This is a genomic window from Enterobacter cloacae complex sp. P43RS, from assembly GCF_014930585.1.
GTDB lineage: Bacteria > Pseudomonadota > Gammaproteobacteria > Enterobacterales > Enterobacteriaceae > Enterobacter > Enterobacter bugandensis.
Genome location: NZ_JADBRJ010000007.1, coordinates 261,479 through 284,200 on the forward strand (window position 1 = coordinate 261,479; position 22,722 = coordinate 284,200).

The following is a 22,722-nucleotide window of genomic DNA, read 5'->3' on the forward strand; positions in this document are numbered from 1 at the left end:
GCCGTATGACGAATACCCCTGCGATGAACCGCTACAGCTGGTATGGCAAATTACCCAGCGCCGGAGATTTCCTGCAGCGTCGCTTTCCTGACACCTTACAGCGCCAGTGGTCGCACTGGTTTCAGGTTGGCCTGCTGGCCTGGCAGCAGGAAGAGCAGCGCAGCGGCGAGCGCCAGTTCACCAAAGCTCCGGTCTGGAATTTCGTCGTCCCGCCGATGCTGGGCAGCCAGATGATCCAGATGGGCTGCCTGCTGCCCGGCCGCGACAGCGTTGGCCGACAGTACCCGGTCTGCATTCAGTTGAGCTTCGCCCCGTCAGAGTGGTCGACCAGCCTGCTCAGCCAGGCGGAGAGCTGGTATCAGCAAATTGGTCGTCTGGGGCTGCACGCGGTGCGTAACAGCTTTTCCGCCTCGCAGCTGGATGAGATGCTGATGTCCATTCCGGCGCCGCAGCCCGTCGAGCCGCAGAAGCGCTCTGACATCCTCGACGTCATTGGTTACGACGAGGACGGCCAAAGCACGCTGGGCTGGCCGCAGGCGGCAGAGTGCTTTGACCCGCTGCGTCAGACCAGCTACTGGTGGACTAACCGCTGCGACGGTTACCCGCTATACACCCACGTTCACAGCGGCAACTTCACCGGGCAGCTTTTTACCCTGCTGTTCGACCCGGCAGGGGGCGCCCGCCCGGGCCGTCACGGTCTCTATCCGCCTATGTTTGAATAAGCAGGGATCTCATGAATATCGAAGAATTTCTCGCGCCAATAAGTCCCGATAAGCCCTGTGGCGACAATCTGGAATATGACGCTGACTTCCAGGCGATGAACCAGGCCAGTCAGGGCAAAGCGGAACAGCAGTTTGGCGACACCATCATCCCGGCAGAGCCGGCGGACTGGAACACGGTAGAAAAATTCGCTACCAGCCTGCTGAGCCGCACCAAAGATCTTCGCGTGATGCTGGCGTTAACCCACGCCTGGACCCGCCGTCGCGGTCTTGTGGGCTACGCGGACGGGCTGTTGCTGGTGCAGGAGGCTATCGCGCGCTACTGGGAGCCGCTCTATCCGCTGCTGGAAGAATATGGCGAAACCGACCCGTTCTATCGCATTAACGCTCTGGCAGGGCTGAGCGATAAATCCGAGCTCACCGTCGCGGTACGTAACGCCTCGCTGCTGCGTTCAAACGGCGATGAAATTTCGCTGCGTGACGCCCAGGCGCTGCTGGACGGCAGTAAAACCGAGTGTCCGGACTATCCCGGCGGTCGCCCGAGGCTGATTGACGAACTGGCGCGCGGCGACCAGCCGGGGACCGCAGCGGTCATTGTGATTAACGAACGGCTGCTGGCCATCCGCGAGCTGCTTATCGGGCATCTCGGTGAAAGCGGCGTACCGGAAATGGAACAGCTGCTGAAAACCGTGGGGCTGGTCGCCAGCGCCTGTCAGGTGACCGACATCAGTAAGCTGCTGCCGAACCGTGAAGCGCAGGCTGAACAGCACGCTGAGCCGCAGCCTGCGGCAGCGCAGCCCGTTCAGCCGGTCACCGACTGGCGCAGCGTGCAGGTTACCAGCCGCGCCGACGCGCAGCTAATGCTGGAAAAAGCGAAGCAGTATTTCGCGCAGTACGAACCGAGCCACCCCGCGCCGCTGATGATTGAACGGGTGCAGCGGCTGTCAGAACTTAACTTTATGGACATTATTCGCGACCTGGCGCCAGACGGCGTTAACCAACTGGAAAACATCTTTGGACGCCGCGAATGACGCGTCCTGGCATTATGACGACAGGCATGGAGTCTGCCGTTTCACCTTCACCGCGCATCTTTGATGGAGAACATCATGGCAATGAGTAACAGTGGACAGAAATTCATCGCACGCAACCGTGCTCCCCGCGTGCAGATCGAATACGACGTAGAGATCTACGGTGCAGAACGCAAAATTCAGCTGCCGTTTGTGATGGGCGTTATGGCCGATCTGGTTGGCAAGCCGGTGGAAAACCTGCCAGCCGTCGACGAGCGTAAATTCCTGGAAATCGACATCGATAACTTCGATGAACGCATGAAGGCGCTGAAGCCGCGCGTGGCGTTCCAGGTAGATAACACCCTGACCGGCGAAGGTAAGCTCAATGTCGATCTGACCTTCGACAGCATGGACGACTTCCTGCCGGACGCGGTGGCCCGCAAGGTTGAGCCGCTGAACAAGCTGCTGGAGGCGCGCACGCAGCTCTCTAACCTGCTGACCTACATGGACGGCAAAAACGGTGCGGAAGAGCTGATCGCAAAAATTCTCCAGGATCCGACGCTGCTCAAATCCCTGAGCCAGTTGCCGAAAAATGACGAAAGTGCGAAAGGTAGCGAGGAATAATCGATGAGCAACCAGACTCAACAACACGATCAGCAGGCGGGTCAGGCGTTCAGCCAGGATGAGTTCAGCGCGCTGCTGAACAAAGAGTTCCGCCCGAAAACCGATCAGGCCCGCTCCGCCGTAGAAAGCGCGGTCAAGACTCTGGCGCAGCAGGCGCTGGAAAATACCGTTACCTTCTCGAACGACACCTACCGCACCATTCAGAACCTGATTGCCGGTATCGACGAGCAGCTCTCGCAGCAGGTGAACCAGATCATTCACCACGAAGAGTTTCAGAAGCTGGAGAGCGCCTGGCGCGGTCTGAGCTACCTGGTCAACAATACCGAAACTGACGAGATGCTGAAGATCCGCTTTATGAGCATCTCCAAGCAGGAGCTGGGCCGCACCCTGAAGCGCTACAAGGGCGTGGGCTGGGACCAGAGCCCGATCTTCAAGAAAATCTACGAGCAGGAGTACGGTCAGTTCGGCGGCGAGCCGTTTGGCTGCATCGTCGGCGACTACTACTTCGACCACAGCCCGCAGGACGTTGAGCTGCTGGGGGAAATGGCGCGCATCGGCTCTGCGGCGCACTGTCCGTTCATTACCGGTACCGCGCCGGGCGTGATGCAGATGGAGTCCTGGCAGGAGCTGGCCAACCCGCGCGATCTGACCAAGATCTTCCAGAACACCGAATACGCCGCCTGGCGTTCACTGCGTGAATCGGAAGACGCCCGCTATCTGGGGCTGGTGATGCCGCGCTTCCTGTCGCGCCTGCCGTACGGCATTCGCACCAACCCGGTGGACAGCTTTGACTTTGAAGAGCAGACCGATGGCGCGAACCACAACAGCTACTCGTGGGCGAACGCGGCCTATGCGATGGCGGCCAACATCAACCGTTCCTTCAAAGAGTACGGCTGGTGCACCTCGATTCGCGGCGTGGAGTCCGGCGGGGCGGTGGAAAACCTGCCGTGCCACACCTTCCCGAGCGATGACGGCGGCGTGGACATGAAGTGCCCGACCGAGATCGCCATCAGCGATCGCCGTGAAGCCGAACTGGCAAAAAACGGCTTTATGCCGCTGGTACACCGCAAAAACTCCGACTTTGCCGCCTTCATCGGCGCGCAGTCTCTGCAAAAACCGGCCGAGTATCACGATCCGGATGCCACCGCCAACGCGCGCCTGGCATCACGCCTGCCGTACCTGTTCGCCTGCTGCCGCTTTGCCCACTACCTGAAGTGCATCGTGCGCGACAAAATCGGCTCCTTCCGCGAGCGCGAAGAGATGGAGCGCTGGCTGAACGACTGGGTGATGAACTACGTCGACGGTGACCCGGCTAACTCCTCCCAGGAAACCAAATCCCGCAAACCGCTGGCGGCTGCGGAAGTGCAGGTGCAGGAGATTGAAGACAACCCGGGCTACTACGCCGCGAAGTTCTTCCTGCGTCCACACTACCAGCTGGAAGGTCTGACCGTTTCCCTGCGTCTGGTTTCTAAACTGCCGTCGCTGAAGACGAAAGACGCGTAAGAGCAACATCTTGCACGGGCCGGCAAGAAAGACGGCTGGAACGGTAATAATGACTTCACATTCATTCCGTTATTTCGGAGGAATGTAAGACTGTCAAATGACACGGGTCATTTGATATGAGGCAGAGGTAAAATATGGACGGTTTTATTCAGCCCCATGCTTTCCTGTTTGCCATATAAGTGCTTTTTCGAAAGCAATATTGTTCATCCACGAAGAGTAGATATTATGGCTATTGATATGTTTCTGAAGGTCGAGGGTGTTACGGGCGAATCTAAAGATTCTAACCACACCGGCTGGACTGATATTACCTCCTTCTCCTGGGGCGCTTCCCAGCCAGGTAATATGAGCGTTGGCGGTGGCGGCGGTGCCGGTAAAGTTAACTTTAACGACCTGCACGTTAACGCGCTGATCGACAAATCCACCACCGCTATCCTGAAACACTGCGCCAGCGGTAAACACCTGACTAAGGTTGAGCTGTCCGTCTGTAAAGCGGGCGGTCAGCAGGTGGAATACTCCCGCATTACGCTGGAAGATGTGCTGGTGACTTCCGTTCAGTACACCGGTGCAGACAACGGCGACACCGTGGGTGTGACCTATGCATTCCAGGCTGCGAAAGTGAAACAGCAGTACTGGGAGCAGACCACGTCGGGTGGTAAAGGTGCTGAAAGCAGCGCTGGCTGGAATATCAAAGAAAACAAAGAAGCATAATAATAGTGGGCCCGAAAGGGCTCACTTTACCCTGAGCTTCTTATCAAGGAGAAACGAGATGTCTCATATGCGTCCTGCTTTTGGTGCCGCCTGGAACAGATTCAGAGAAGTGAACGTAAACGTAGAACAGGTTGGCAAATTATTGGGTGGAAAAGTTCAGCATAATATCGACGCCGGTATTTTTAAAAATGCCTGCCCAATTCGTATGAGTTACGTTTTAAATTACTGTGGCATTCCGATTCCTTCTAACAGTAAATATGCGACAGTGACCGGGAATGACAAAAAGCGCTATATGTTCCGCGTTAAAGATATGATTGCATTTCTCCCCACGGTACTGGGCAATGCAGATATGTCGGTCTCTTCCCCAACGCCTGCGCAATTTGCAGGCAAGCAAGGCATTATCATCTTTACCGGGCATGGCTGGAGCGACGCAACCGGTCATGTCACACTCTGGAATGGAAATATTTGCTCTGATGATTGCCATTTCCTCGGCTCACCGGGTAATGGTTCGTTTATTCCGACCAACGCCACCTTCTGGAGCCTGAAATGAAACGTTTATTACTGCTGGTATTGGCTATCAATGCCTCTGTTGTTTATGCCCAAAATCTGCCTGCCGTCAGCGCTTTTTCTCAGCAACAAATCTTTGAAAATTGGGTGCAAAACCGTTGCATCAGTAAGATCGCGGACAGTAAAAGTCTGAAAGATGATGCAGAGGCCAGCGCGGCCGCCTGGCTGGAAGCAAGCAATCTCCCTGCTGAAAATTTTGAAAAAGCTGACCAGATCATTGTTTCTTCTCTGAAAGAGAAGATAGGCGGTACTGAACCGGGTCAATATCAGGTTTTAAAGTGCAGCTTAATCGCCAACAGCGACGCGATTCGTCCGCTTAAAACCGCAAAATAGAAGCAGTGGAAGCGGCCCCAAACGCCGCCGTTCTCGTCCCGAGAGCGGCAGCGTTTGAGCGCTAATCATACCAGCAGGAATACGCCATGCGATTCACGATTATTTCTACGAAACCCGGTCATCAGCCGCCGCAAAGCAGCTGTGATTTTTACGCCCCGGGCGGCACCATTGGGCGCGGTACGGATAACAATCTGGTATTGCCGGACAATGACCGCACCATCTCGCGTCTGCAGGCCATTGTCCACGTTGACGCTCAGGGCGAATGCCGTGTCACCAACCGTGGCAGCGTCACCCGCGTGGTATTGAATGATATTCCGCTGGAGCGCGGACGTCAGGTTGAACTGCAGGATGGCGACATTCTCGGTATTGATGACTACCGTATCGAAGTGACCGAACTGATCCACGACACACAGCCGGTGAGCCGTATGGCGGCCAGCATGCAGCAGCAGGCGCGTCCGACAGCCGCACCCGCTGCGCCCGTAGCGCAAGCGAAGCCTGCTAACCCCGCGCCACGCGGGAAGGCGGAACCGACCGCCGTGCCTTCCGAAATCTGGGACAGCCTGATGCAGGAGTTCTCCATCTCCGACAGCATCTCCAGCAACCGCGCAAAGCCGCAGCCTGCGGCCTCACAGGATCCCTTCTCCCAGCCCGCCGCGCCGGAGCGTAATGCCGAAGATCCGTTGGCGATGTTCAACGACAGCGATCCAACGCTTGAGCGCAAGAACGTCGACCCGGACACGCTGTTCAGCGACGAAGCGCTGTTCAAAAAAGAGAGCATTTTTGACGACGTGACGCCTTCCACGCTGGTGCCGCCGGTTGAGGGGCAACCCGCCCCTAAAGAAGACGCGGCGGACGAGCTTGACCCGCTGGCGCTGTTCGGTGGAAAGGCCAGCGCGCCAGCCGCGCGCAATGATGACCCGCTCGGGCTGATGGGCGGAGCACCGTTAACCCACCCGGATGATATTGCAGACGAAAAGCCAGCATCAACGCCTGAACCGGAGCAGGAAGAGGACGTGCTTGCCGATTCTCCGCTGTTCGCCCCAGAGCCGCAGGAAACGCCGCGTGAAGAAGAGCCGGCGCGGCCGGATTACGCAGGCTTCACCATGCCTACGCCGCAGGCCGTTGCGCGCAGCAGCGCTCAGGCACCGAAGGGGCGCCTGCGCATCGACCCGGTCAATAACGCGGCATCCCCAACCGCCAGCCCGAATAATGGCGAGAAGGGTGAAGTGCTGCAGGGCGAGCTGCTGCAGGCGCTGCTTGAAGGTATGGGCCTGAGCGAAATGCAGCCTGTTCCGCAGTTTGACCGGGAAAATATGCGTCAGTTGGGGCAGATTCTCGGCATGTTCTCGCAGGGCACCGTGGCGCTGCTCTCGTCGCGCTCCATCCTGAAACGCGGCGTAAAAGCCGATATGACCATGGTGCTGGACGATGCCAACAACCCGTTCAAGCTGTTGCCGACCGGGAAAACCGTCTTAATTCAGATGTTCGGCACCCCGATGCCGGGCTTTATGCCGCCGACCAAATCGGTGCGCGACGCGCTGATCGACCTTCAGGCGCACCAGCTGGGGATGATCTCCGGTATCCGCGCCATCATCGCCGCGATGCTGCAGTCCTTTAACCCGGAACAGCTGGAGGAGCAGGCGAAGCAAAACGGCATGACCTCGCGTCTGGCGCTGCCGGGCAGCCGCAAAGCCGCCCTGTGGGACTATTTTGTTCGTAGCTATGGCGAGACGGCGGGCGAGATTGAGGATGACTTCCACACCCTGTTCGGCGAAGCCTTCCTTCATGCGTATGACATGGAGGTGAATCAGTACAAAGACTCACAGAGCGGATCGGAAGACAAATGAATATCGCAACCGCTTCTCTCTCCCGCCAGGGGACGCGCGCCAGCAACCAGGATCAGACGGGAGAAACCATAGGGGAACGCTCGGCCTGCTTTGTCGTCTGCGACGGCATCGCGGGTCTGCCCGGTGGTGAAGTCGCCGCGGAACTGGCCCGTAACAGCATTATCTCCCGCTTCGATGGCGACAAGCACCTCAACGCGCAGCATATCCGCGACTACGTGCAGACGGCGAATCGCACCATTCTGAGCGAACAGCAGGCCGTTCAGGACTATCGCCGGATGGGCACGACGCTGGTCAGCCTGTTCATTGACCGGGACTACGGGCTGGCGTACTGGGCGCATGCCGGCGACAGCCGCCTGTACCTGTTTCGCCGGGGGTGGCTGTGGCACGTCACCACGGACCACAGTCTGGTGCAGCAGATGAAGGATGCCGGGCATCAGACGGACGATCTCAACAGCAACCTGCTTTATCTGGCGCTGGGAATTGAAAACGGCGGACCGGAAGCGAGCTACAGCGACGTGGTGCAGGTTGAAGACGGCGATGCCTTTTTACTCTGCACCGACGGGTTCTGGCACGGCGTCAGCGAAGAGCAAATGAAGCAGTCGCTGCACATGGTCAATACGCCGCAGGAGTGGCTGACCTTAATGAACCAAATCATTCAAAAGAATGGCGAGCAGGAGGGGAATGCGCAGGATAACTATACCGCCCTGGCGGTATGGATGGGCAACCCTCAGGACACCACTTTGCTGCACACCCTCTCTGATGCAGCACAATTTCTTCCCTGCGGAACTGATTAGACACACAAGGAACGATATGAAACTTTGGCTATCGGGTTTGGCACTTCTGGCGGCGACCTCCACCGCGCAGGCTGAAAATTTCCGCATCGTGCAGTCTCCTGCGCAGAAGCTGGATATCTGGATCGACAACATCAAAGACAACACCCCGCAAAGCTGGTGTAAGCCTGAGGTGGCGCTGCGCATTGTGGCGAACGGCAAGAAAGACGTCTCCGTGCTGGAAAACTTTGTGCCGCGTCTTGGCTCGCTGCTGGAACACCAGTGCAGCAAAGTGAATAAACTCAGCTGGACGCTCAACGATCCCGAGGGAACGACGCTGGCGCAGGGCACGGCAGCTAAAGCGCAGGACTGGGCGCTGGTGGTGAAACAGCAGCAGGCCGCGCCTGCCGAGACCGTCACCGCAACCCCAGCCAGCGGCGCGTTACTGCCACCCGATCAGAACGTGGCTTCCCGCACCGTTGCCGCGGACCGCACGCCGTGGCAGGAGTTTACCCTGCAGGATGGCTGCCACCTGCGCACCTTCTGGGAGGGCGGCGCGTCCGCTCCGGCGCTCTTTATTCCGGATTCTGACACCACCCGCTGCGGTAACGGCAGCTGGCTGAGCGGTCACACCGTTATCTCTCAGTCCCGCAACGGCGGGCAGAAAGAGATGGCGGTGACGTACATTCACGGCTTCCCGGTGATGGGGCTGAATCAGAGCGCCGATCCGGAAAACGCACTGATCACCTCCGTCAATAAAGAGCGCATGGTATTCAGCACGCCAGACAGCGATCAGAGCTGGATGATCCTGCCTTACGACAGCACCCTGAACAGCTGGAAGAGCAACGGCACGGTAGCGGTAGAAATTTCCCGCGAGACCGCCAGCGACGATGCAAAACTGCAGGCGCGTATTGCGGCGGTGAAGAAAACCTGGAACGCCTGGGTTGCCCCAGGCACCCCGCTGAATATCGTTCTGATTGATACCCTGCGTCCTCAGCTGCGCGATCCGGCAGTAGGCGCCTGGCGCGCGGCGAATTAAGGAATGGCTATGAATACGCTCTATCAACACCTGGCGGGTGAAACGCTCAACGACGCGCTGGCGCGTCTTGAAGCGGAGATCAAAGCCCGTCCGGCAGATGCAGACCTCCGCGCCGCGTTCGTGCAGTTTTTAATCCTCAGCGGCAACGGGACGCGCGCGCTGACCCAGCTGAAAAGCTGGCTGGCGCTGAAGCCGCAGGCGAAACCCACCGTCACGCTGCTGGAGCAGTCCATTCAGGGCGAGCTGCAGCGCGCGCAGGTGATGGCGGGGCAGGCGCGTCCGGCCATGCCTGAAACTCAGTGGCCGTGGCTGACCACCCTGGCCGCGGCGCTCCGCGAGGAGGGCGAGCGTGCCCGGTCGCTGCGCCTTGAAGCGCTTGACCAGGCGCAGGCCACTCCCGGCCACATCACCCTCGAAAATGATGAGGCTCAGCCGTTTGACTGGCTGATGGACGGCGATGCCCGTCTCGGCCCGGTGTGCGAAACCATCGTGAACGGCCGCTATTTCTGGCTGCCGTTTAACGCTATCGCCGAGATCCGTTTCCAGGCGCCTGCCAGCGTGACCGATCTGGTCTGGCGTCACGCGCTGGTGCGCCTGACCGACGGTACGGAGCAGGTATGTCAGATCCCGGCGCGTTACCCGTTTGCTGCCGATGCGTCGGATGCGATCAAACTGGGCCGCACTACCGAGTGGCAGCCGCTCGATGAGGACGGCACCCTGTACGAAGGGATGGGCCAGAAAGCCTGGCTCAGCGAGCAAAGCGAAAGCCCGTTGCTGTCGTTAAGCCTCGTGTCGTTTGCGACGGATGGAGCCGATGAGTAATCCCGCTGGCGAAGGCGATCTGCTGCGCAGCGGCTGGCAAGCCCGCAGCAGGCAGGAGAAGGTGGGGGCGCGCGACAAAATGCAGCCTTCGCTGCTCGATCGCCTCACCGATAACGATCCGGAAAAAAAACGCGAGCCGGCTAACAGCAACCTGATCACCCACGCAGCGCTGCGTCGTAACGTGCTGCGGGATCTGCAGTGGCTGTTTAACACCATCAACCACGATGCCTCCGGGGATTTGAGCGCCTTGCCGCACGTGAGCCGCTCGGTGGTTAACTTCGGCGTCGCGCCGCTGGCCGGGAAGAGAATGTCGGACATCGAATGGCACGACATTCAGCGCAAGCTCACCGAGGCCATCATCAATTTTGAACCGCGCATTTTGCCGCAGGGGCTGCAGGTCCGCTGCGTGTCGGATACCTCCTCGCTGGATCTGCATAACGTGCTCTCCATCGAGATTAAAGGGCGCTTATGGTGTGTGCCGTACCCGCTGGAGTTTCTGTTTCGCACCGATGTCGATCTGGAAAACGGCCATTTTGAACTGAAAGATGCGGGGTAATCATGGAAAGTAAACTGCTCGAATATTACAACCGTGAGCTGGCCTACCTGCGCGAAATGGGGGCCGAATTTGCCGAACGCTATCCGAAGGTCGCCGGGCGGCTGGGCATGCGCGGCATCGAAGTGGCGGACCCGTACACCGAACGCCTGATGGAAGGTTTCGCGTTTCTGACCTCCCGCGTGCAGATGAAAATGGACGCGGAGTTTCCGCGTTTCTCCCAGCGTCTGCTGGAGATGATCGCGCCGAACTACCTCGCGCCCACCCCTTCCATGGCGATTGCGGAAATTGAGCCCGACAGCAGCCGCGGCGATCTGAGCAACGGCTTTATTGTGCCGCGCGGCACCATGATGGACAGCCTGGCGCTGAAAAAAACCGGCGTAACCTGCAGCTATACCACCGCGCACGAGGTTAATCTGCTGCCGCTGAAAATCGACAAAGTGGAGCTCGGCGGCGTGCCCGCTGACCTGCCGCTGGCGCAGCTCGGCTTAAGCCAGCGGGGGATCAACAGCGCCTTGCGGATCCGCATTGCCTGCGACGGCCCGCAAAACCTTGGGCACCTGAATTTTGACCGGCTGGAGTTTTTCCTCAGCGGCCCGGACATTGAGGCGCTGAAGCTGCTGGAGCTGGTGATGGAGCACCACGCCGGGATCGTCTGCCAGACGGTCAGCCCGCAGCCGCAGCGACAGCTGCTGGCAACGGATGCGCTGCGTCAGGAGGGCTTTGCGCCGGACCAGGCGCTCCTCCCGGACGATCTGCGCAACTTTGACGGCTACCGTCTGCTGCAGGAGTATTTTGCGTTTCCGGCCCGCTTCCGCTTTATCAGCCTGAGCGGTCTGAGCACGCTTATCCAGCGCTGCGAAAACGAAAAAGCCTTCGATATCTTCATTCTGCTGGATAAGTCGGATGAACAGCTGGAGCGCGTGGTTGACGCCAGCCATCTGGCGCTGCACTGCACGCCGGTCATCAACCTGTTCCCGAAAGTGGCGGCCCGGCAGAAGCTGAATGAAGGCCAGCATGAATACCATCTGGTGGTCGATAACATCCGTCCGCTGGACTACGAAATTTATGCGGTAAATAAAATTTTTGGCAGCGCCGACGGCCAGCGCGACGACCAGACGTTTCGTCCGTTCTGGAGCACCTGGAGCGGCGACGCGGGCAACTACGGGGCCTATTTTTCCCTGCGCCGGGAACAGCGCGTGCTCTCCGAGCACGCCCTGCGCTACGGCACCCGTACCGGCTATATCGGCTCGGAGGTCTTTGTCTCGCTGGTGGATGAACAACATGCCCCGTGGCAGGAAAACCTGCGCTACATCTCTGCCGAGGTGCTCTGTACCAGCCGCGACCTGCCGCTGATGCTCCAGCAGGAGCTCGGGCAGTTCATTATGGCCGACTCCATGCCGGTGAAGGGGTTAACCCTGCGCAAAGGCCCGACGCCGCCGCGTCCGGCGCTGGCGGAAGGGTTCAGCACCTGGCGGCTCATCAGCCAGCTGCAGATGAACTACCTCAGCCTGATGGACAGCGAAAATGAAGAGGGGGCAGCGGCGCTGCGCCAGCTGTTAGGTCTGTATGCCAACCTGGCCGAAACGCCGGTTGCGCGTCAGGTGGAGGGGGTTCGCCATTGTGTGCTGGAGCCGGTACACCGCCGCGTGCCTGAACCCGGCCCGGTCGTTTTCGCCCGCGGAATTGGCATCACCCTGACGGTGGACGAGCGGGCGTTTTCCGGCGCCAGCCCGTGGCTTTTCGGCAGCGTGATGGAGCGCCTTTTTGCCCGTCTGGTCTCCATCAACAGCTTCACCGAGTTCACCCTGAAGAGTCAGCAGCGCGGCGAGATAGGCTACTGGGCACCGCGCATGGGTAAAAGGGCGCTGGTATGAGTGACGCTGCCACCGCACCGCTGCGCGTGCATCGCCTGACGAAGCTGCCGGATACGTTCTGGCACGGGGTCCGCGAGACGCCCTGGCGCTACGATCTGTTTCAGCTGTTAAGGCGCATTGATGCCCAGGGTGGCGAGCGTTACCCGCTGGGCCGCGCGCCGCTGCCGAAATTTGAGCCGCTGCGCATTGGTCAGCAGCCCTCAATGAGCTTTGCGCCGTCGACGCTGGCCCAGGTGCGACAGCGTGAGGAAAGCGGGCTGCATGAGGTGTCGATCCTCAGCTTTGGCCTGTTTGGCCCGAACGGCCCGCTGCCGGTGCATATGACCGAGTACGCCCGCGAGCGGATTCATCATCATCAGGACACTAGCCTCAGCGCGTTTGCCGATCTGTTCCATCATCGTCTTGCGCTGCTATTTTACCGCGCCTGGGCGGATGCGCAGCCTGCCGTTTCCCTCGATCGCGCCGACAATAAGCGCTTTGAGGGCTACCTGGCGTCGCTGATCGGCATGGGACAGCCGGGTCAGATGAACAAGGGCAGCCTGAGCGCCCATGCCCGCTTTACCCACGCCGGGCACCTGACCCGCCACGGGCGGGATCCGGAAGGGCTGGAGAAGATCCTGCGCAGCTATTTTAAAGCGCCGGTTAAGCTGGTGAGCAACGTGCCGCAGTGGATGCCGCTCTCCACCCGCGAGCAGGCGCAGCTGGGAGCAGGACGCCGCATGCCGCGCATGGGGGAATCCGCTTTTCTCGGCGTCGCCGTCCGCGACGTGCAGCATAAGTTTCGTATCGAGATTGGCCCGCTGAGCGCGGAGGAGTACAACCGCTTTCTGCCGGGCGAAGCGTGGGTCACCGAGCTGCGCGACTGGGTGCGCCAGTACGCGGGAATTGAGTTTGAATGGGAAACACGGGTGATCCTGCGTGAAGACGCGGTGCAGGGCACCACGCTCGGCAGCGATGGGCGATTAGGCTTTAACACCTGGCTGGGGCATCAGCCGCAGCCTGTCCCGCGTGGCGATCTGGTGTATCGCGCAGAGCGATAAATTTTTCTAACGCATTGTTATCAACGGAACCGAACATGTCAGAAATTAGCCGTGCCGTGCTTTTCGGCAAACTGGATACGCTGTTATTTACCTCTCTGGAAAGCGCGACTGCCTTCTGCAAGCTGCGCGGCAACCCCTACGTTGAGCTGGTGCACTGGCTGCATCAGCTGATGCAGCAGCAGGATGGCGATCTGCAGCAGGTCATCCGCCACTTTGCCCTCGACGAACAGCAGTTAACGCGCGATATCGTGGCGGCGCTGGACGCTCTGCCGCGCGGCGCAAGTTCCGTTTCCGATCTCTCCGAACATATCGACAGCGCCGTGGAGCGCGCCTGGGTCTTCGGCTCGCTGAAGTTTGGCGTCAGCCGTATTCGCGGCGGCCATTTGCTGATTGGCATCCTCAAGACCTGGAATCTGGCCAACGTGCTGAAAAGCATCTCGTCGCAGTTCACCCGTCTTAACGTCGAAGTGCTGATCGAGCAGTTCGACGCTATTTGCGCCAACAGCAAAGAGACGCAGCAGGCCGCTGCCGCCGTCGATGCACCGGCGGGTACGGTCCCGGCGGCGCAGGGAACGCTGGCCCAGTACGGCCAGGACCTGACCGCCCGGGCCCGCGACGGGAAGATTGACCCGGTTGTCGGGCGCGACGAGGAGATCCGCCAGATGGTGGATATCCTGATGCGCCGCCGCCAGAACAACCCGCTGCTGACCGGGGAGGCCGGGGTCGGCAAAACCGCAGTCGTTGAAGGGCTGGCGCTGCGTATCGCCGACGGCGACGTGCCGGAGCCGCTGCAAAATATTCAGCTGTGGCTGCTGGATATCGGCATGCTGCAGGCAGGCGCGGGCATGAAAGGCGAGTTTGAAGCCCGTCTGCAGGCGCTCATTAACGAAGTCCAGTCCAGCACCACGCCGATTATTCTGTTTATCGATGAGATCCACACTCTGATTGGTGCAGGCGGCCAGCAGGGAACCGGCGATGCGGCGAACCTGCTGAAGCCGGCCCTGGCGCGCGGTCAGCTGCGCACCATCGGTGCCACCACCTGGGCGGAATACAAAAAGTACATTGAGAAAGACCCGGCGCTGACCCGCCGTTTCCAGACCGTACAGGTTCACGAGCCGGACGAAGCGAAAGCGATTCTGATGCTGCGCAGCACCGTGTCGCCGCTGGAGACGCACCACCAGGTCCTGCTGCTCGACGAAGCGGTCAGCGCGGCGGTGAAGCTGTCCCATCGCTATATCCCGGCGCGTCAGCTGCCGGACAAAGCCGTTGCGCTGCTCGACACCGCCTGCGCCCGCGTGGCCGTCAGCCAGAGCGCGCCGCCGGCGCAGCTGGAAGACTGCCTGCGCCATCTTGCCGCGCTGGACGTTGAAATTGAAATTGCTGAACGCGAAGCGCGCGTCGGTGCCGGTGACGCAGAGCGCGTAACGGCATTAATCACAGAGCGCGACGCGTATGAAACAAAACGCGAAGCTCTGGCCCGGCGCTGGGAAGACGAGCGCGGTCTGGTGCAGGAGATCATCCGCCTGCGCGCCGCGCTGTTTGCGGCGGGCGAGGAAGAGACCGCCGAGCTGCGCAGCCAGCTGGCGGAGCAGCAGCAGGCGCTGAACGCCTTGCAGGGTGACGAGCCGCTGCTGTTTGCGGCGGTAGATGAAAACGTGGTCGCCGCAGTCGTCTCTGACTGGACCGGGATCCCGCTGGGCCGGATGGTGAAAAACGAGATCGACGCGGTGCTGAACCTTGCCGATACGCTGAACCAGCGCGTTATCGGCCAGCGTCACGGGCTGGATCTCATTGCCCGCCGCGTGAAAACCTCGCGGGCGAAGCTCGACGATCCGAACAAACCGGTGGGCGTCTTTATGCTGTGCGGCCCGTCCGGCGTCGGGAAAACCGAAACCGCGCTGGCGCTGGCGGAATCCCTGTACGGCGGCGAGCAGAACGTTATCACCATCAACATGAGCGAGTTCCAGGAAGCGCACACCGTTTCCACCTTAAAAGGTGCGCCTCCGGGATACGTAGGGTATGGTGAAGGCGGCGTGTTAACCGAGGCCGTGCGCCGTCGCCCTTACAGCGTGGTGCTGCTGGACGAAATTGAAAAAGCGCACCCGGACGTCCATGAGATCTTCTTCCAGGTCTTCGACAAAGGCTGGATGGAGGACGGCGAGGGGCGCCACATTGATTTCCGTAACACCATTATCATTCTGACGTCCAACGTGGGCACCGAGCTGATAAGCGCCATGTGCGCCGATCCGGAGCTGATGCCGGAGCCTGACGCGTTAAGTGGCGCGCTGCGCCAGCCGCTGCTGGAGGTATTCCCGCCGGCGCTGCTGGGCCGCCTGCTGGTGGTGCCGTACTACCCGCTCAGCGACGAGATGCTCGGGCAGATTGTGCGCCTGCAGCTCAAGCGCATTCAGCGTCGTCTGGAAGAGAATCACAGCATTATTTCTGAGTTTGACGACAGCGTGGTGGAACAGATTGTTCAGCGCTGCACCGAGGTGGAGTCCGGGGGCCGCATGGTGGATGCTATTCTGACTAACACCCTGCTGCCTCAGATGAGCCAGATCTTACTTACCGCCAGCCGCAGCGACGAGCAGTTCCGACGCCTGCATGTCACCTGCGAGCAGGGCGAGTTTCACTGTCAGTTTGCCGCGTAATAATCATCAAGAGAACTGTAAAAGATGACGGATAATGATAACAATCGGACTGTCCCAAACGCGCTCCCGGTCGGGTACCGCTTCAACGAGTTTGAAATCAAAGAGGTGATCGGCGGCGGCGGTTTTGGCATTGTCTATCGCGCGTGGGATCACCAGCTCGAACGCACTATCGCTATCAAAGAATTTATGCCTTCCTCGCTCGCCGTGCGCGGCGACGACATGACCCTGGTGCTGCGCAGCGAGCGCTTTGGCAAAGCATTTTCCGCGGGCCTGAACAGCTTTATTCAGGAAGCGCGTCTGCTGGCGCGGTTTAACCACCCGAACCTGCTGCACGTCCTGCGTTTCTGGGTGCAAAACGACACGGCCTACATGGGGACGCTGTTTTATAGCGGCACCACGCTTTCACGCCTGCGCGAAGAAAAACCGGAGCTGATCAACGAGGCCTGGATCCGCCGCACGCTGCCGATGCTGTTCGGCGCGATCAAGACCATCCACGACGAAGGCTATCTGCACCGCGACATCTCGCTGGATAATATTCAGATCCAGGATAACGGCCTGCCGGTGTTGCTCGATTTCGGCTCCGCGCGCCGCACCATCGGCAACCTTTCCGACGAAACGGAAACCATGCTGCGCCCCGGCTTTGCGCCGATTGAGCAGTACACCGACGACAACGAGAGCGAGCAGGGGCCGTGGACGGATATTTACGCCCTCGGCGCGGTGCTGCGTACCCTGATTGTGGGTTCTCCGCCGCCGGTCAGCGTGGTGCGCTCCATCCAGGATACCTGTAAGCCGCTGGTGGAAATCATGCCGCAGGGCTACTCCATTCCGCTGCTGCAGGCCATTGACCGCGCGCTGGCGCTGCACATGGAGGACCGTCCGCAGTCTATCGACGAATTCGCGGCGCTGATTGAGATGCCGGTCGCCGGGATCAACGACGTGCTCACCGCCAAAAAAACCGGCACCATGCTGGTTCCGGTTGAGGAAGAGAAGCCAGCTTCGGTGCTCGACTGGCGTCGCTATAAGATCCCGGGCATGGTTGCCGCGGGCGTGCTGGTGGGCGTTGTCGCCGGGGCGATGCTGTTCAGCGGTGGGAATGATGCGCCTGAGCAGGCTGCCCAGGCTCCGTCAGAGACGCGTCCGACAGAGACCGCCGCGAACGCGCCAGAGGTGAAGCCAGAAACGGCGACGGTGAGCGAACCGGCGACGGCACAGCAGACGCCACCGCCTGCCGCGAGCCCGATTGCGTTGGTCTATATCCGGATCCTCGACGGTGAAACGCTGAAAGTGAACGGCGAACCAAAAGCGCTGCGTCCGGCGACCAACGGCTATGCCTCGCTCAAGCTGCCAGCCGGTGAGACGAAGATTGAACTGCAGGGCAACGGGAGAACGCGCAGCCAGACGCTGGATATCAGCAAGCCGGGCACCTGGCTGGTGAATCCTTAGTAATGCACGATCTTCAAGGCCAGAGACTTCTTCCAAAGGTGTTCGAAGATCGTCTCTCCTCTTTATGTACAAAATCGCTTTAGGATTGAAAGCTCAGTTGGCTCAGTAGCGGTGGTCTTAATTGACCACCGCCAGTGAAAAACGACAGGCCCTTTTGTCTCCGACCCCGGAGAGTTAGCTTAAGCGAAGACGCGGAATTCCATTTTTGTCAGTGTTAATTACGTGCATAAACAAAATGTCGCTCATTTAAAGAGTAAATCAGGGTATTTCTGGGGAAGTATGGATCTTCTCGCAATTTTACTTTATTGCGAGAATTCAGTACGCCACAACAGAATCCCATTTCTTTCTGACGCAAAAGCATTTAGTGCTTCGTTGAATTATTTTGCAGGTGATGGTTTCAGCATTTTGGTCATGCTTTTTTTTGTGCTTGACTTACTTTTACTACTCTCTTTGTTTGCTTCGGCCTGGTTATTCTTCAAACGAAAGAACGGTGCAGTCAAATTTGCTCTTGCTCAGGAATTATTTCGTTTGATTTCATTCAGATGTTCAGTCTCATTTTTCCCTCTTTTAGTAAGCGTGTTTGGAATTTCAAACGTCTGGTTGAATGTAGGGTTATTTGTCACATCAGAGTCACTGAAAATCTACTCTCTTGTTTTTTGGATGAACGAGCGGGAAAAGCCCCTTTCTTGAATGATGCTTTATCAGAGATGCGACCCGCTTTTTTGCATCGCATAAGCTAAATGGAATAAAGATTATGCTCAACCGAATTACCGTTCAGCTCCCGGTGGAGGGGCTTCTGTTCTGGAAACTGACGGGCCGCGAGGCGATGTCCGAGTCGTTCGCGCTGACGCTGACCGTACTCGGCACGGACGCGCGCATTGACCGCAGTAAGCTGCTGGGCCAGCCGGTCACGGTGACCATCCCGACGCAGAGCCTGCTGACGTCCCGCTATATTAACGGCAAGATTACCCGCGTGGCGGTGAGCGCCGTTGAGCTGACGGGCACCCGCTATGCGGTGTACCAGCTGACGGTGGAGCCGGACCTGTGGCCGATGAAGCGCGACCGTAACCTGCGTATCTTCCAGGGGCAGACGGTGCCGCAGATTGTCAAAACCCTGCTGGGCGAGCATCAGGTCAACGTTGAGGATAAACTCACCGGCAGCTACCGGGTCTGGGACTACTGCGTGCAGTATCAGGAGTCGAGCCTGGACTTTATCAGCCGCCTGATGGAGCTGGAGGGGATTGCGTATCACTTCCGCCATGGGGCGGACAAGCACACCCTGGTGCTCACCGACGCCGCCACGCAGCATCAGCCGTTCAGTGGCTACGAGGTCATTCCTTACCACCAGACGCCGTCCGGCGGCAGTACGGATGAAGAGGGCATCAGCCAGTGGGCGCTGGAGGACAGCGTGACGCCGGGGATTTACAGCCTCGACGACTATGACTTCCGCAAGCCGAACGCGTGGCTGTTCCAGGCCCAGCAGAACCCGGCGTCGCCGAAGCCGGGCAGCATCGACGTGTACGACTGGCCGGGTCGCTTTGTGGACAAAGGTCACGGGGAGTTCTATGCCCGTATCCGTCAGGAGCGCTGGCAGGTGGAGCATCAGCAGATTCAGGCCACCGCCACGGCGGCGGGGATAGCGCCAGGGCACACCTTCACGTTAACCAACGCGCCGTTCTTCAGCGACAACGGGGAGTATCTGGTGACGGCAGCGGGCTACCACTTCGAGGAGAACCGCTACGCCAGCGGCGAGGGGGAGACCATACACCGTACCGATTTCACGGTCATTCCGTCGGCGGTGGTTTACCGTCCGGCGCAGAGCACGGCTTGGCCGCGCACCTACGGCCCGCAGACCGCGAAGGTGGTGGGGCCGAAGGGGGAGAGTATCTGGACGGACAAATATGGCCGGGTGAAGGTGAAGTTCCACTGGGACCGGCTGGCGAAGGGCGATGATACCAGCTCCTGCTGGGTTCGCGTGTCGAGCGCGTGGGCAGGCCAGGGCTACGGCGGGGTGCAGATCCCGCGCGTCGGCGACGAGGTGGTGGTGGACTTTATCAACGGCGACCCGGACCGTCCGATTATTACCGGCCGCGTGTATAACGACGCGAGCATGCCGCCGTGGGCGCTGCCGGCTGCGGCGACGCAGATGGGCTTTATGAGCCGCACGAAAGGGGGCTCTGTGGACAACGCCAACGCCCTGCGCTTTGAGGATAAGGCGGGCGCGGAACAGGTGTGGATCCAGGCCGAGCGGAATCTGGATATTAACGTCAAAAACGACGAGTCTCATTCTACTGAAAAAAATCGTACCCAGTTTGTTGGTGAAGATGAAACCTTACGGGTAGCGAAAAACCAGAAATCAGGAATTAAAGGCGATGTGGTATGCCTGACGGGTAAGAGTCGAAACGATAAAGTCGTAGATAATTTTATACTTTCCGCAGGTAATACGCTGAGACTGGAATGTGGTGAAAGTGCCATTGAGCTCTCAAAAGATGGTAGCGTTCATATCATTGGTAATAACTTTAACTTTACTGCAAAACAAAGTGCACAAATTAATACGCTTTCTGGCGAATTGCACTTGAACCCTGACGATGGGCGAAACGTCATCGATCCGCCTGGCGCATCCCTTCAGGAGGAAATCCAACAGGAAGTGGATAGCTTTTTTGTTATTAATGGCAATAACTAAGAGTAACCCGAATGGCTGATTATATTCTTCAGGAAGCAACCCTCGCTTTACCCGATGTATTTAAAGACAGAACCATGAATTTATTTACCCTGAGCGATAACGGAGCCAGCGAGTTTACTTTTGTTGTTTCTCGTGCGAGTGCTAAAAACGAAGACAAAGTCCATGATGTGGCAACTCGCCTGGTGCGTGAACTGGAAATTACGGTGCCCGACTTTCGTCTCGAATCCTCTCAGATGACTTCTGTTGATGGTCACCCGGCGGTAGAGCTTTTTTATCAGTTTAAAAATGATAATGCGGTCATTTTTCAGAAGCAGACGGTGATTTTGCTCGGTGACCATCCCGGCGGGCAAAAGATGGTGTGTTATATCGGTACATGCCCGGGCGAATTTAGCGATTATTATCATAATCAATACCAGGAGATTATCCGTAGTATTAAGTTCCACAAACCTGCTCAGACTGAAACTAAAGAAATGCTCGCTGCCGATAGCCAGGGACCATTTTTTGCGCTTGATAGTGAGAGTAAGTTACTTAGTGTCTTTGAAAACATTCAGGATCTTTATGGACATCTTTCGCTTCAGCGGGCGAAAGAGGGGCAATATTTGCTTTTTGAAAAGCAGGGTAAACCACTCAGTATTGCACCCGTCCCGGGCAGCCAACCCCTGCGTTACGCGCTGTGGACCACTTCCACAGACACATCACATCATTTGCTTTCACAGCTATCCGTCTGCCGTCAGGTCTCTGGTTCTGACCAACTTAATACGCCCGATCGGATACGTGGGTATCTGATGGCACAGCGAGCCGAATAGTCATGTCCGAATGTCAGGCTGCTCGCGTAGATGATGAGATAGCACATACAGCCTCAAAAGGCTGGATGATTGCAGGATTGGTGGGCGGGGCCATTCTTGGTGCAGCTGCCGTTGTGGTCACCGGAGGGACCGCGCTGGTTGCAGTTTCTGCCGTTGCGGCTGGGGCATGCGCTGCGGGTGGGTTGGGTGAGCTCCTCGGCAGTATGTCATGGGCTCCACGCCATACTACCGGTACGCTAAAAGAAGGTTCACCCAATGTCTTTATCAACAGCCGAAGGGCAATCCGCGCTCACCTGTCAGCCGGAGAGTGTGATGAGCACAGCGGTAGCCTGCAACGGGTTGCGGAAGGTTCGATAAAAGTTTACATCAATAACTTCCCCGCCTCCCGCGCAGGCGATAAATTGACATGCAGCGCTGAGATTAGTCAGGGATCGCGTAATGTTATTATCGGTGGAAGCAAAGTTCAGACCGATGAAATAAGTCCTGAAATCCCGGAATGGGTGAACTGGACGATGCTCGCCGTTGGTGCCGGAGCCATGGCGGTGCTGGCCAGTCCGGCAATCGCACTTCTGAGTACCCTCGGTGCGATGGGCGGTGGGACAGTCGGTAGTTATGCGGGGGGAATGCTGTTTGGCGAAGGTAGCGACGGTCAGAAATGGGGGATGCTGATCGGCTCGGTTATTGGCGGCGGGGCTGGCATGAAAGGCGGGGCAAGGTTTGATGCGTGGCGGGCTGGTAAGCCTGTTCTCGAACCGGTTAAGCCAAATATTTTGGCCCGAAGAGCTGAACTTAATGAAAAATTTGGACGCACGGGCGATCTTAATAGAGATATTAATATCCGTGCAAATCAAAAAATTGTTGATGATTTTATGCGTTCTCAGGGTGTTGAAGAAAGTAAAATACCAGCTTATCGCAGCGGTATAGATCTTGAACAGAGAGTGACAATTGAAACAATCAATAAAGGGAAAATAGCTTATCAGAATCAAGCCCCAGGGAATTGGCAAGGAAACTGGTATTCTCTTGACGAATCGACCCCTGCCACAAAACTAGGCATTAACCCAGAGGGACAGGTCAGGGATACGGGGTTAATTGTTCCTAAAGAAGTAAAAGCTTATCAAGCGCAACAAAAAGTTGAGATGCTTCGAAGTAGTGCCACACCAGCCTTGGACACCTGGTCTGTACCAGACAAACCTTTCCAGACAGAAGGCGGTGGGATACAATGGTTTACTACTAAGCGTGATATTTGGACTCCATATAATGAATAACATGACAGCTCTAAATTATGTTGAAAAAGCATTAACTTTAGCAGAAAAGAGATATGCTGAGGTAAAACATCTCAACCCCCACTCCCCACTTTTACAAATGTACGATTCTATTGTACAACAATTAATATTTCTACGGGATTTAATCGAAGGCAAGGAAAAGGATAAAGCAAAATTATGGAAAATGACTTTCGGTATGTATGCAGCAAAGGAGTTTGATAATTCTGATGAGTTGTTTTTTGAAAGGTTGTCGGATGCCTGGTTTATTGTGGATCAAATCCGCCGAGGGTTAAAGGTTAGACTGCCGCATGAGGTTGATGCCAATTACAAAATGAAACAACATAATCTTAAAATGAAATATCCTGATGAATTTTAGGGTTTGATATTAAAAATATTTTATTATGGGTGAATGGTGATAGACTTACATGCTAATTTGAATGTATTGTTAAAATATGTAGATATATATCG

General features: G+C 57.7%; 21 protein-coding genes. All 21 read left to right on the forward strand.

Annotation, left to right across the window (positions count from 1 at the left end; genetic code table 11):
- Window positions 1-5: 5 nt before the first annotated feature.
- Entirely contained in the window at window positions 6-722 is a 717-nt protein-coding gene (tagF, locus tag IM294_RS16255) for a type VI secretion system-associated protein TagF (RefSeq protein ID WP_028013492.1), read from the forward strand.
- 11 nt (window positions 723-733) lie between these two features.
- On the forward strand, window positions 734-1,750 hold the full coding sequence (gene tssA, locus IM294_RS16260) for a type VI secretion system protein TssA (RefSeq protein WP_126300436.1): 1,017 nt from the start codon (window positions 734-736) through the stop codon (window positions 1,748-1,750).
- Window positions 1,751-1,825: 75 nt separating this feature from the next.
- Window positions 1,826-2,350, forward strand: coding sequence for a type VI secretion system contractile sheath small subunit (gene tssB, locus IM294_RS16265; protein ID WP_008502644.1), 525 nt, complete (start codon window positions 1,826-1,828; stop codon window positions 2,348-2,350).
- Window positions 2,351-2,353: 3 nt separating this feature from the next.
- A complete protein-coding gene (tssC, locus tag IM294_RS16270; protein WP_006810956.1) occupies window positions 2,354-3,853 on the forward strand; it encodes a type VI secretion system contractile sheath large subunit in 1,500 nt (499 codons plus the stop codon).
- A 225-nt stretch (window positions 3,854-4,078) separates the two neighbouring features.
- The gene (locus IM294_RS16275) at window positions 4,079-4,561 is read left to right on the forward strand and encodes a type VI secretion system tube protein Hcp (protein WP_008502640.1); all 483 of its coding nucleotides are present in this window, start codon (window positions 4,079-4,081) and stop codon (window positions 4,559-4,561) included.
- A 58-nt stretch (window positions 4,562-4,619) separates the two neighbouring features.
- Window positions 4,620-5,111, forward strand: coding sequence for a type VI secretion system amidase effector protein Tae4 (locus IM294_RS16280; protein ID WP_023330611.1), 492 nt, complete (start codon window positions 4,620-4,622; stop codon window positions 5,109-5,111).
- Complete coding sequence (locus IM294_RS16285; protein ID WP_126818491.1) at window positions 5,108-5,461, forward strand: T6SS amidase immunity protein Tai4 family protein; 354 nt, start codon at window positions 5,108-5,110, stop codon at window positions 5,459-5,461. Before IM294_RS16280 ends, IM294_RS16285 begins: the two co-directional genes overlap by 4 nt.
- An 86-nt stretch (window positions 5,462-5,547) precedes the next feature.
- Window positions 5,548-7,308: a type VI secretion system-associated FHA domain protein TagH gene (gene tagH / locus IM294_RS16290; RefSeq protein WP_126818492.1), complete on the forward strand. Its 1,761-nt coding sequence runs from the start codon at window positions 5,548-5,550 to the stop codon at window positions 7,306-7,308.
- The gene (locus IM294_RS16295; RefSeq protein WP_023336024.1) at window positions 7,305-8,102 is read left to right on the forward strand and encodes a PP2C family serine/threonine-protein phosphatase; all 798 of its coding nucleotides are present in this window, start codon (window positions 7,305-7,307) and stop codon (window positions 8,100-8,102) included. The genes tagH and IM294_RS16295 overlap by 4 nt, the downstream gene beginning before the upstream one ends.
- A 16-nt stretch (window positions 8,103-8,118) precedes the next feature.
- The gene (locus IM294_RS16300) at window positions 8,119-9,117 is read left to right on the forward strand and encodes a hypothetical protein (RefSeq protein ID WP_126818493.1); all 999 of its coding nucleotides are present in this window, start codon (window positions 8,119-8,121) and stop codon (window positions 9,115-9,117) included.
- A gap of 9 nt (window positions 9,118-9,126) precedes the next feature.
- Entirely contained in the window at window positions 9,127-9,939 is an 813-nt protein-coding gene (locus IM294_RS16305; protein ID WP_047367782.1) for a type VI secretion system accessory protein TagJ, read from the forward strand.
- Window positions 9,932-10,495 (forward strand): type VI secretion system baseplate subunit TssE, encoded by a 564-nt coding sequence (gene tssE, locus IM294_RS16310; protein WP_028013485.1) that lies wholly within the window; start codon window positions 9,932-9,934, stop codon window positions 10,493-10,495. The genes IM294_RS16305 and tssE overlap by 8 nt, the downstream gene beginning before the upstream one ends.
- Before the next feature lie 2 nt (window positions 10,496-10,497).
- Complete coding sequence (gene tssF / locus IM294_RS16315) at window positions 10,498-12,369, forward strand: type VI secretion system baseplate subunit TssF (RefSeq protein WP_045260272.1); 1,872 nt, start codon at window positions 10,498-10,500, stop codon at window positions 12,367-12,369.
- Complete coding sequence (gene tssG / locus IM294_RS16320; protein ID WP_045630816.1) at window positions 12,366-13,409, forward strand: type VI secretion system baseplate subunit TssG; 1,044 nt, start codon at window positions 12,366-12,368, stop codon at window positions 13,407-13,409. The genes tssF and tssG overlap by 4 nt, the downstream gene beginning before the upstream one ends.
- A 35-nt stretch (window positions 13,410-13,444) precedes the next feature.
- Window positions 13,445-16,060: a type VI secretion system ATPase TssH gene (gene tssH, locus IM294_RS16325; RefSeq protein ID WP_126818494.1), complete on the forward strand. Its 2,616-nt coding sequence runs from the start codon at window positions 13,445-13,447 to the stop codon at window positions 16,058-16,060.
- Window positions 16,061-16,084: 24 nt separating this feature from the next.
- On the forward strand, window positions 16,085-17,503 hold the full coding sequence (locus IM294_RS16330; protein WP_028013481.1) for a serine/threonine-protein kinase: 1,419 nt from the start codon (window positions 16,085-16,087) through the stop codon (window positions 17,501-17,503).
- A 279-nt stretch (window positions 17,504-17,782) separates the two neighbouring features.
- On the forward strand, window positions 17,783-18,193 hold the full coding sequence (locus IM294_RS16335; protein WP_227015650.1) for a hypothetical protein: 411 nt from the start codon (window positions 17,783-17,785) through the stop codon (window positions 18,191-18,193).
- Between the two features lie 64 nt (window positions 18,194-18,257).
- Window positions 18,258-20,186 (forward strand): type VI secretion system Vgr family protein, encoded by a 1,929-nt coding sequence (locus IM294_RS16340; protein ID WP_150144112.1) that lies wholly within the window; start codon window positions 18,258-18,260, stop codon window positions 20,184-20,186.
- 11 nt (window positions 20,187-20,197) lie between these two features.
- Entirely contained in the window at window positions 20,198-20,992 is a 795-nt protein-coding gene (locus tag IM294_RS16345; protein WP_126818840.1) for a DcrB-related protein, read from the forward strand.
- A 2-nt stretch (window positions 20,993-20,994) separates the two neighbouring features.
- Window positions 20,995-22,257, forward strand: a complete 1,263-nt coding sequence (locus IM294_RS16350) for a polymorphic toxin type 46 domain-containing protein (RefSeq protein ID WP_126818839.1) — start codon at window positions 20,995-20,997, stop codon at window positions 22,255-22,257.
- The gene (locus tag IM294_RS16355; protein ID WP_069733840.1) at window positions 22,250-22,630 is read left to right on the forward strand and encodes an immunity protein Tsi6 family protein; all 381 of its coding nucleotides are present in this window, start codon (window positions 22,250-22,252) and stop codon (window positions 22,628-22,630) included. Before IM294_RS16350 ends, IM294_RS16355 begins: the two co-directional genes overlap by 8 nt.
- Window positions 22,631-22,722: the final 92 nt, after the last annotated feature.

What these genes read in the sequence shown, in the direction of transcription:
- tssE (WP_028013485.1), top strand. Translation starts at nt 9,932, where the DNA reads ATGAGTAATCCCGCTGGCGAAGGCGATCTGCTGCGCAGCGGCTGGCAA.
- IM294_RS16305 (WP_047367782.1), top strand. Translation starts at nt 9,127, where the DNA reads ATGAATACGCTCTATCAACACCTGGCGGGTGAAACGCTCAACGACGCG.
- IM294_RS16285 (WP_126818491.1), top strand. Translation starts at nt 5,108, where the DNA reads ATGAAACGTTTATTACTGCTGGTATTGGCTATCAATGCCTCTGTTGTT.
- IM294_RS16275 (WP_008502640.1), top strand. Translation starts at nt 4,079, where the DNA reads ATGGCTATTGATATGTTTCTGAAGGTCGAGGGTGTTACGGGCGAATCT.
- tssC (WP_006810956.1), top strand. Translation starts at nt 2,354, where the DNA reads ATGAGCAACCAGACTCAACAACACGATCAGCAGGCGGGTCAGGCGTTC.
- tagH (WP_126818492.1), top strand. Translation starts at nt 5,548, where the DNA reads ATGCGATTCACGATTATTTCTACGAAACCCGGTCATCAGCCGCCGCAA.
- tssH (WP_126818494.1), top strand. Translation starts at nt 13,445, where the DNA reads ATGTCAGAAATTAGCCGTGCCGTGCTTTTCGGCAAACTGGATACGCTG.
- IM294_RS16330 (WP_028013481.1), top strand. Translation starts at nt 16,085, where the DNA reads ATGACGGATAATGATAACAATCGGACTGTCCCAAACGCGCTCCCGGTC.
- IM294_RS16355 (WP_069733840.1), top strand. Translation starts at nt 22,250, where the DNA reads ATGAATAACATGACAGCTCTAAATTATGTTGAAAAAGCATTAACTTTA.
- tssB (WP_008502644.1), top strand. Translation starts at nt 1,826, where the DNA reads ATGGCAATGAGTAACAGTGGACAGAAATTCATCGCACGCAACCGTGCT.
- IM294_RS16340 (WP_150144112.1), top strand. Translation starts at nt 18,258, where the DNA reads ATGCTCAACCGAATTACCGTTCAGCTCCCGGTGGAGGGGCTTCTGTTC.
- IM294_RS16350 (WP_126818839.1), top strand. Translation starts at nt 20,995, where the DNA reads ATGTCCGAATGTCAGGCTGCTCGCGTAGATGATGAGATAGCACATACA.
- IM294_RS16295 (WP_023336024.1), top strand. Translation starts at nt 7,305, where the DNA reads ATGAATATCGCAACCGCTTCTCTCTCCCGCCAGGGGACGCGCGCCAGC.
- tssA (WP_126300436.1), top strand. Translation starts at nt 734, where the DNA reads ATGAATATCGAAGAATTTCTCGCGCCAATAAGTCCCGATAAGCCCTGT.
- IM294_RS16280 (WP_023330611.1), top strand. Translation starts at nt 4,620, where the DNA reads ATGTCTCATATGCGTCCTGCTTTTGGTGCCGCCTGGAACAGATTCAGA.
- tssG (WP_045630816.1), top strand. Translation starts at nt 12,366, where the DNA reads ATGAGTGACGCTGCCACCGCACCGCTGCGCGTGCATCGCCTGACGAAG.
- tssF (WP_045260272.1), top strand. Translation starts at nt 10,498, where the DNA reads ATGGAAAGTAAACTGCTCGAATATTACAACCGTGAGCTGGCCTACCTG.
- IM294_RS16335 (WP_227015650.1), top strand. Translation starts at nt 17,783, where the DNA reads ATGGATCTTCTCGCAATTTTACTTTATTGCGAGAATTCAGTACGCCAC.
- tagF (WP_028013492.1), top strand. Translation starts at nt 6, where the DNA reads ATGACGAATACCCCTGCGATGAACCGCTACAGCTGGTATGGCAAATTA.
- IM294_RS16345 (WP_126818840.1), top strand. Translation starts at nt 20,198, where the DNA reads ATGGCTGATTATATTCTTCAGGAAGCAACCCTCGCTTTACCCGATGTA.
- IM294_RS16300 (WP_126818493.1), top strand. Translation starts at nt 8,119, where the DNA reads ATGAAACTTTGGCTATCGGGTTTGGCACTTCTGGCGGCGACCTCCACC.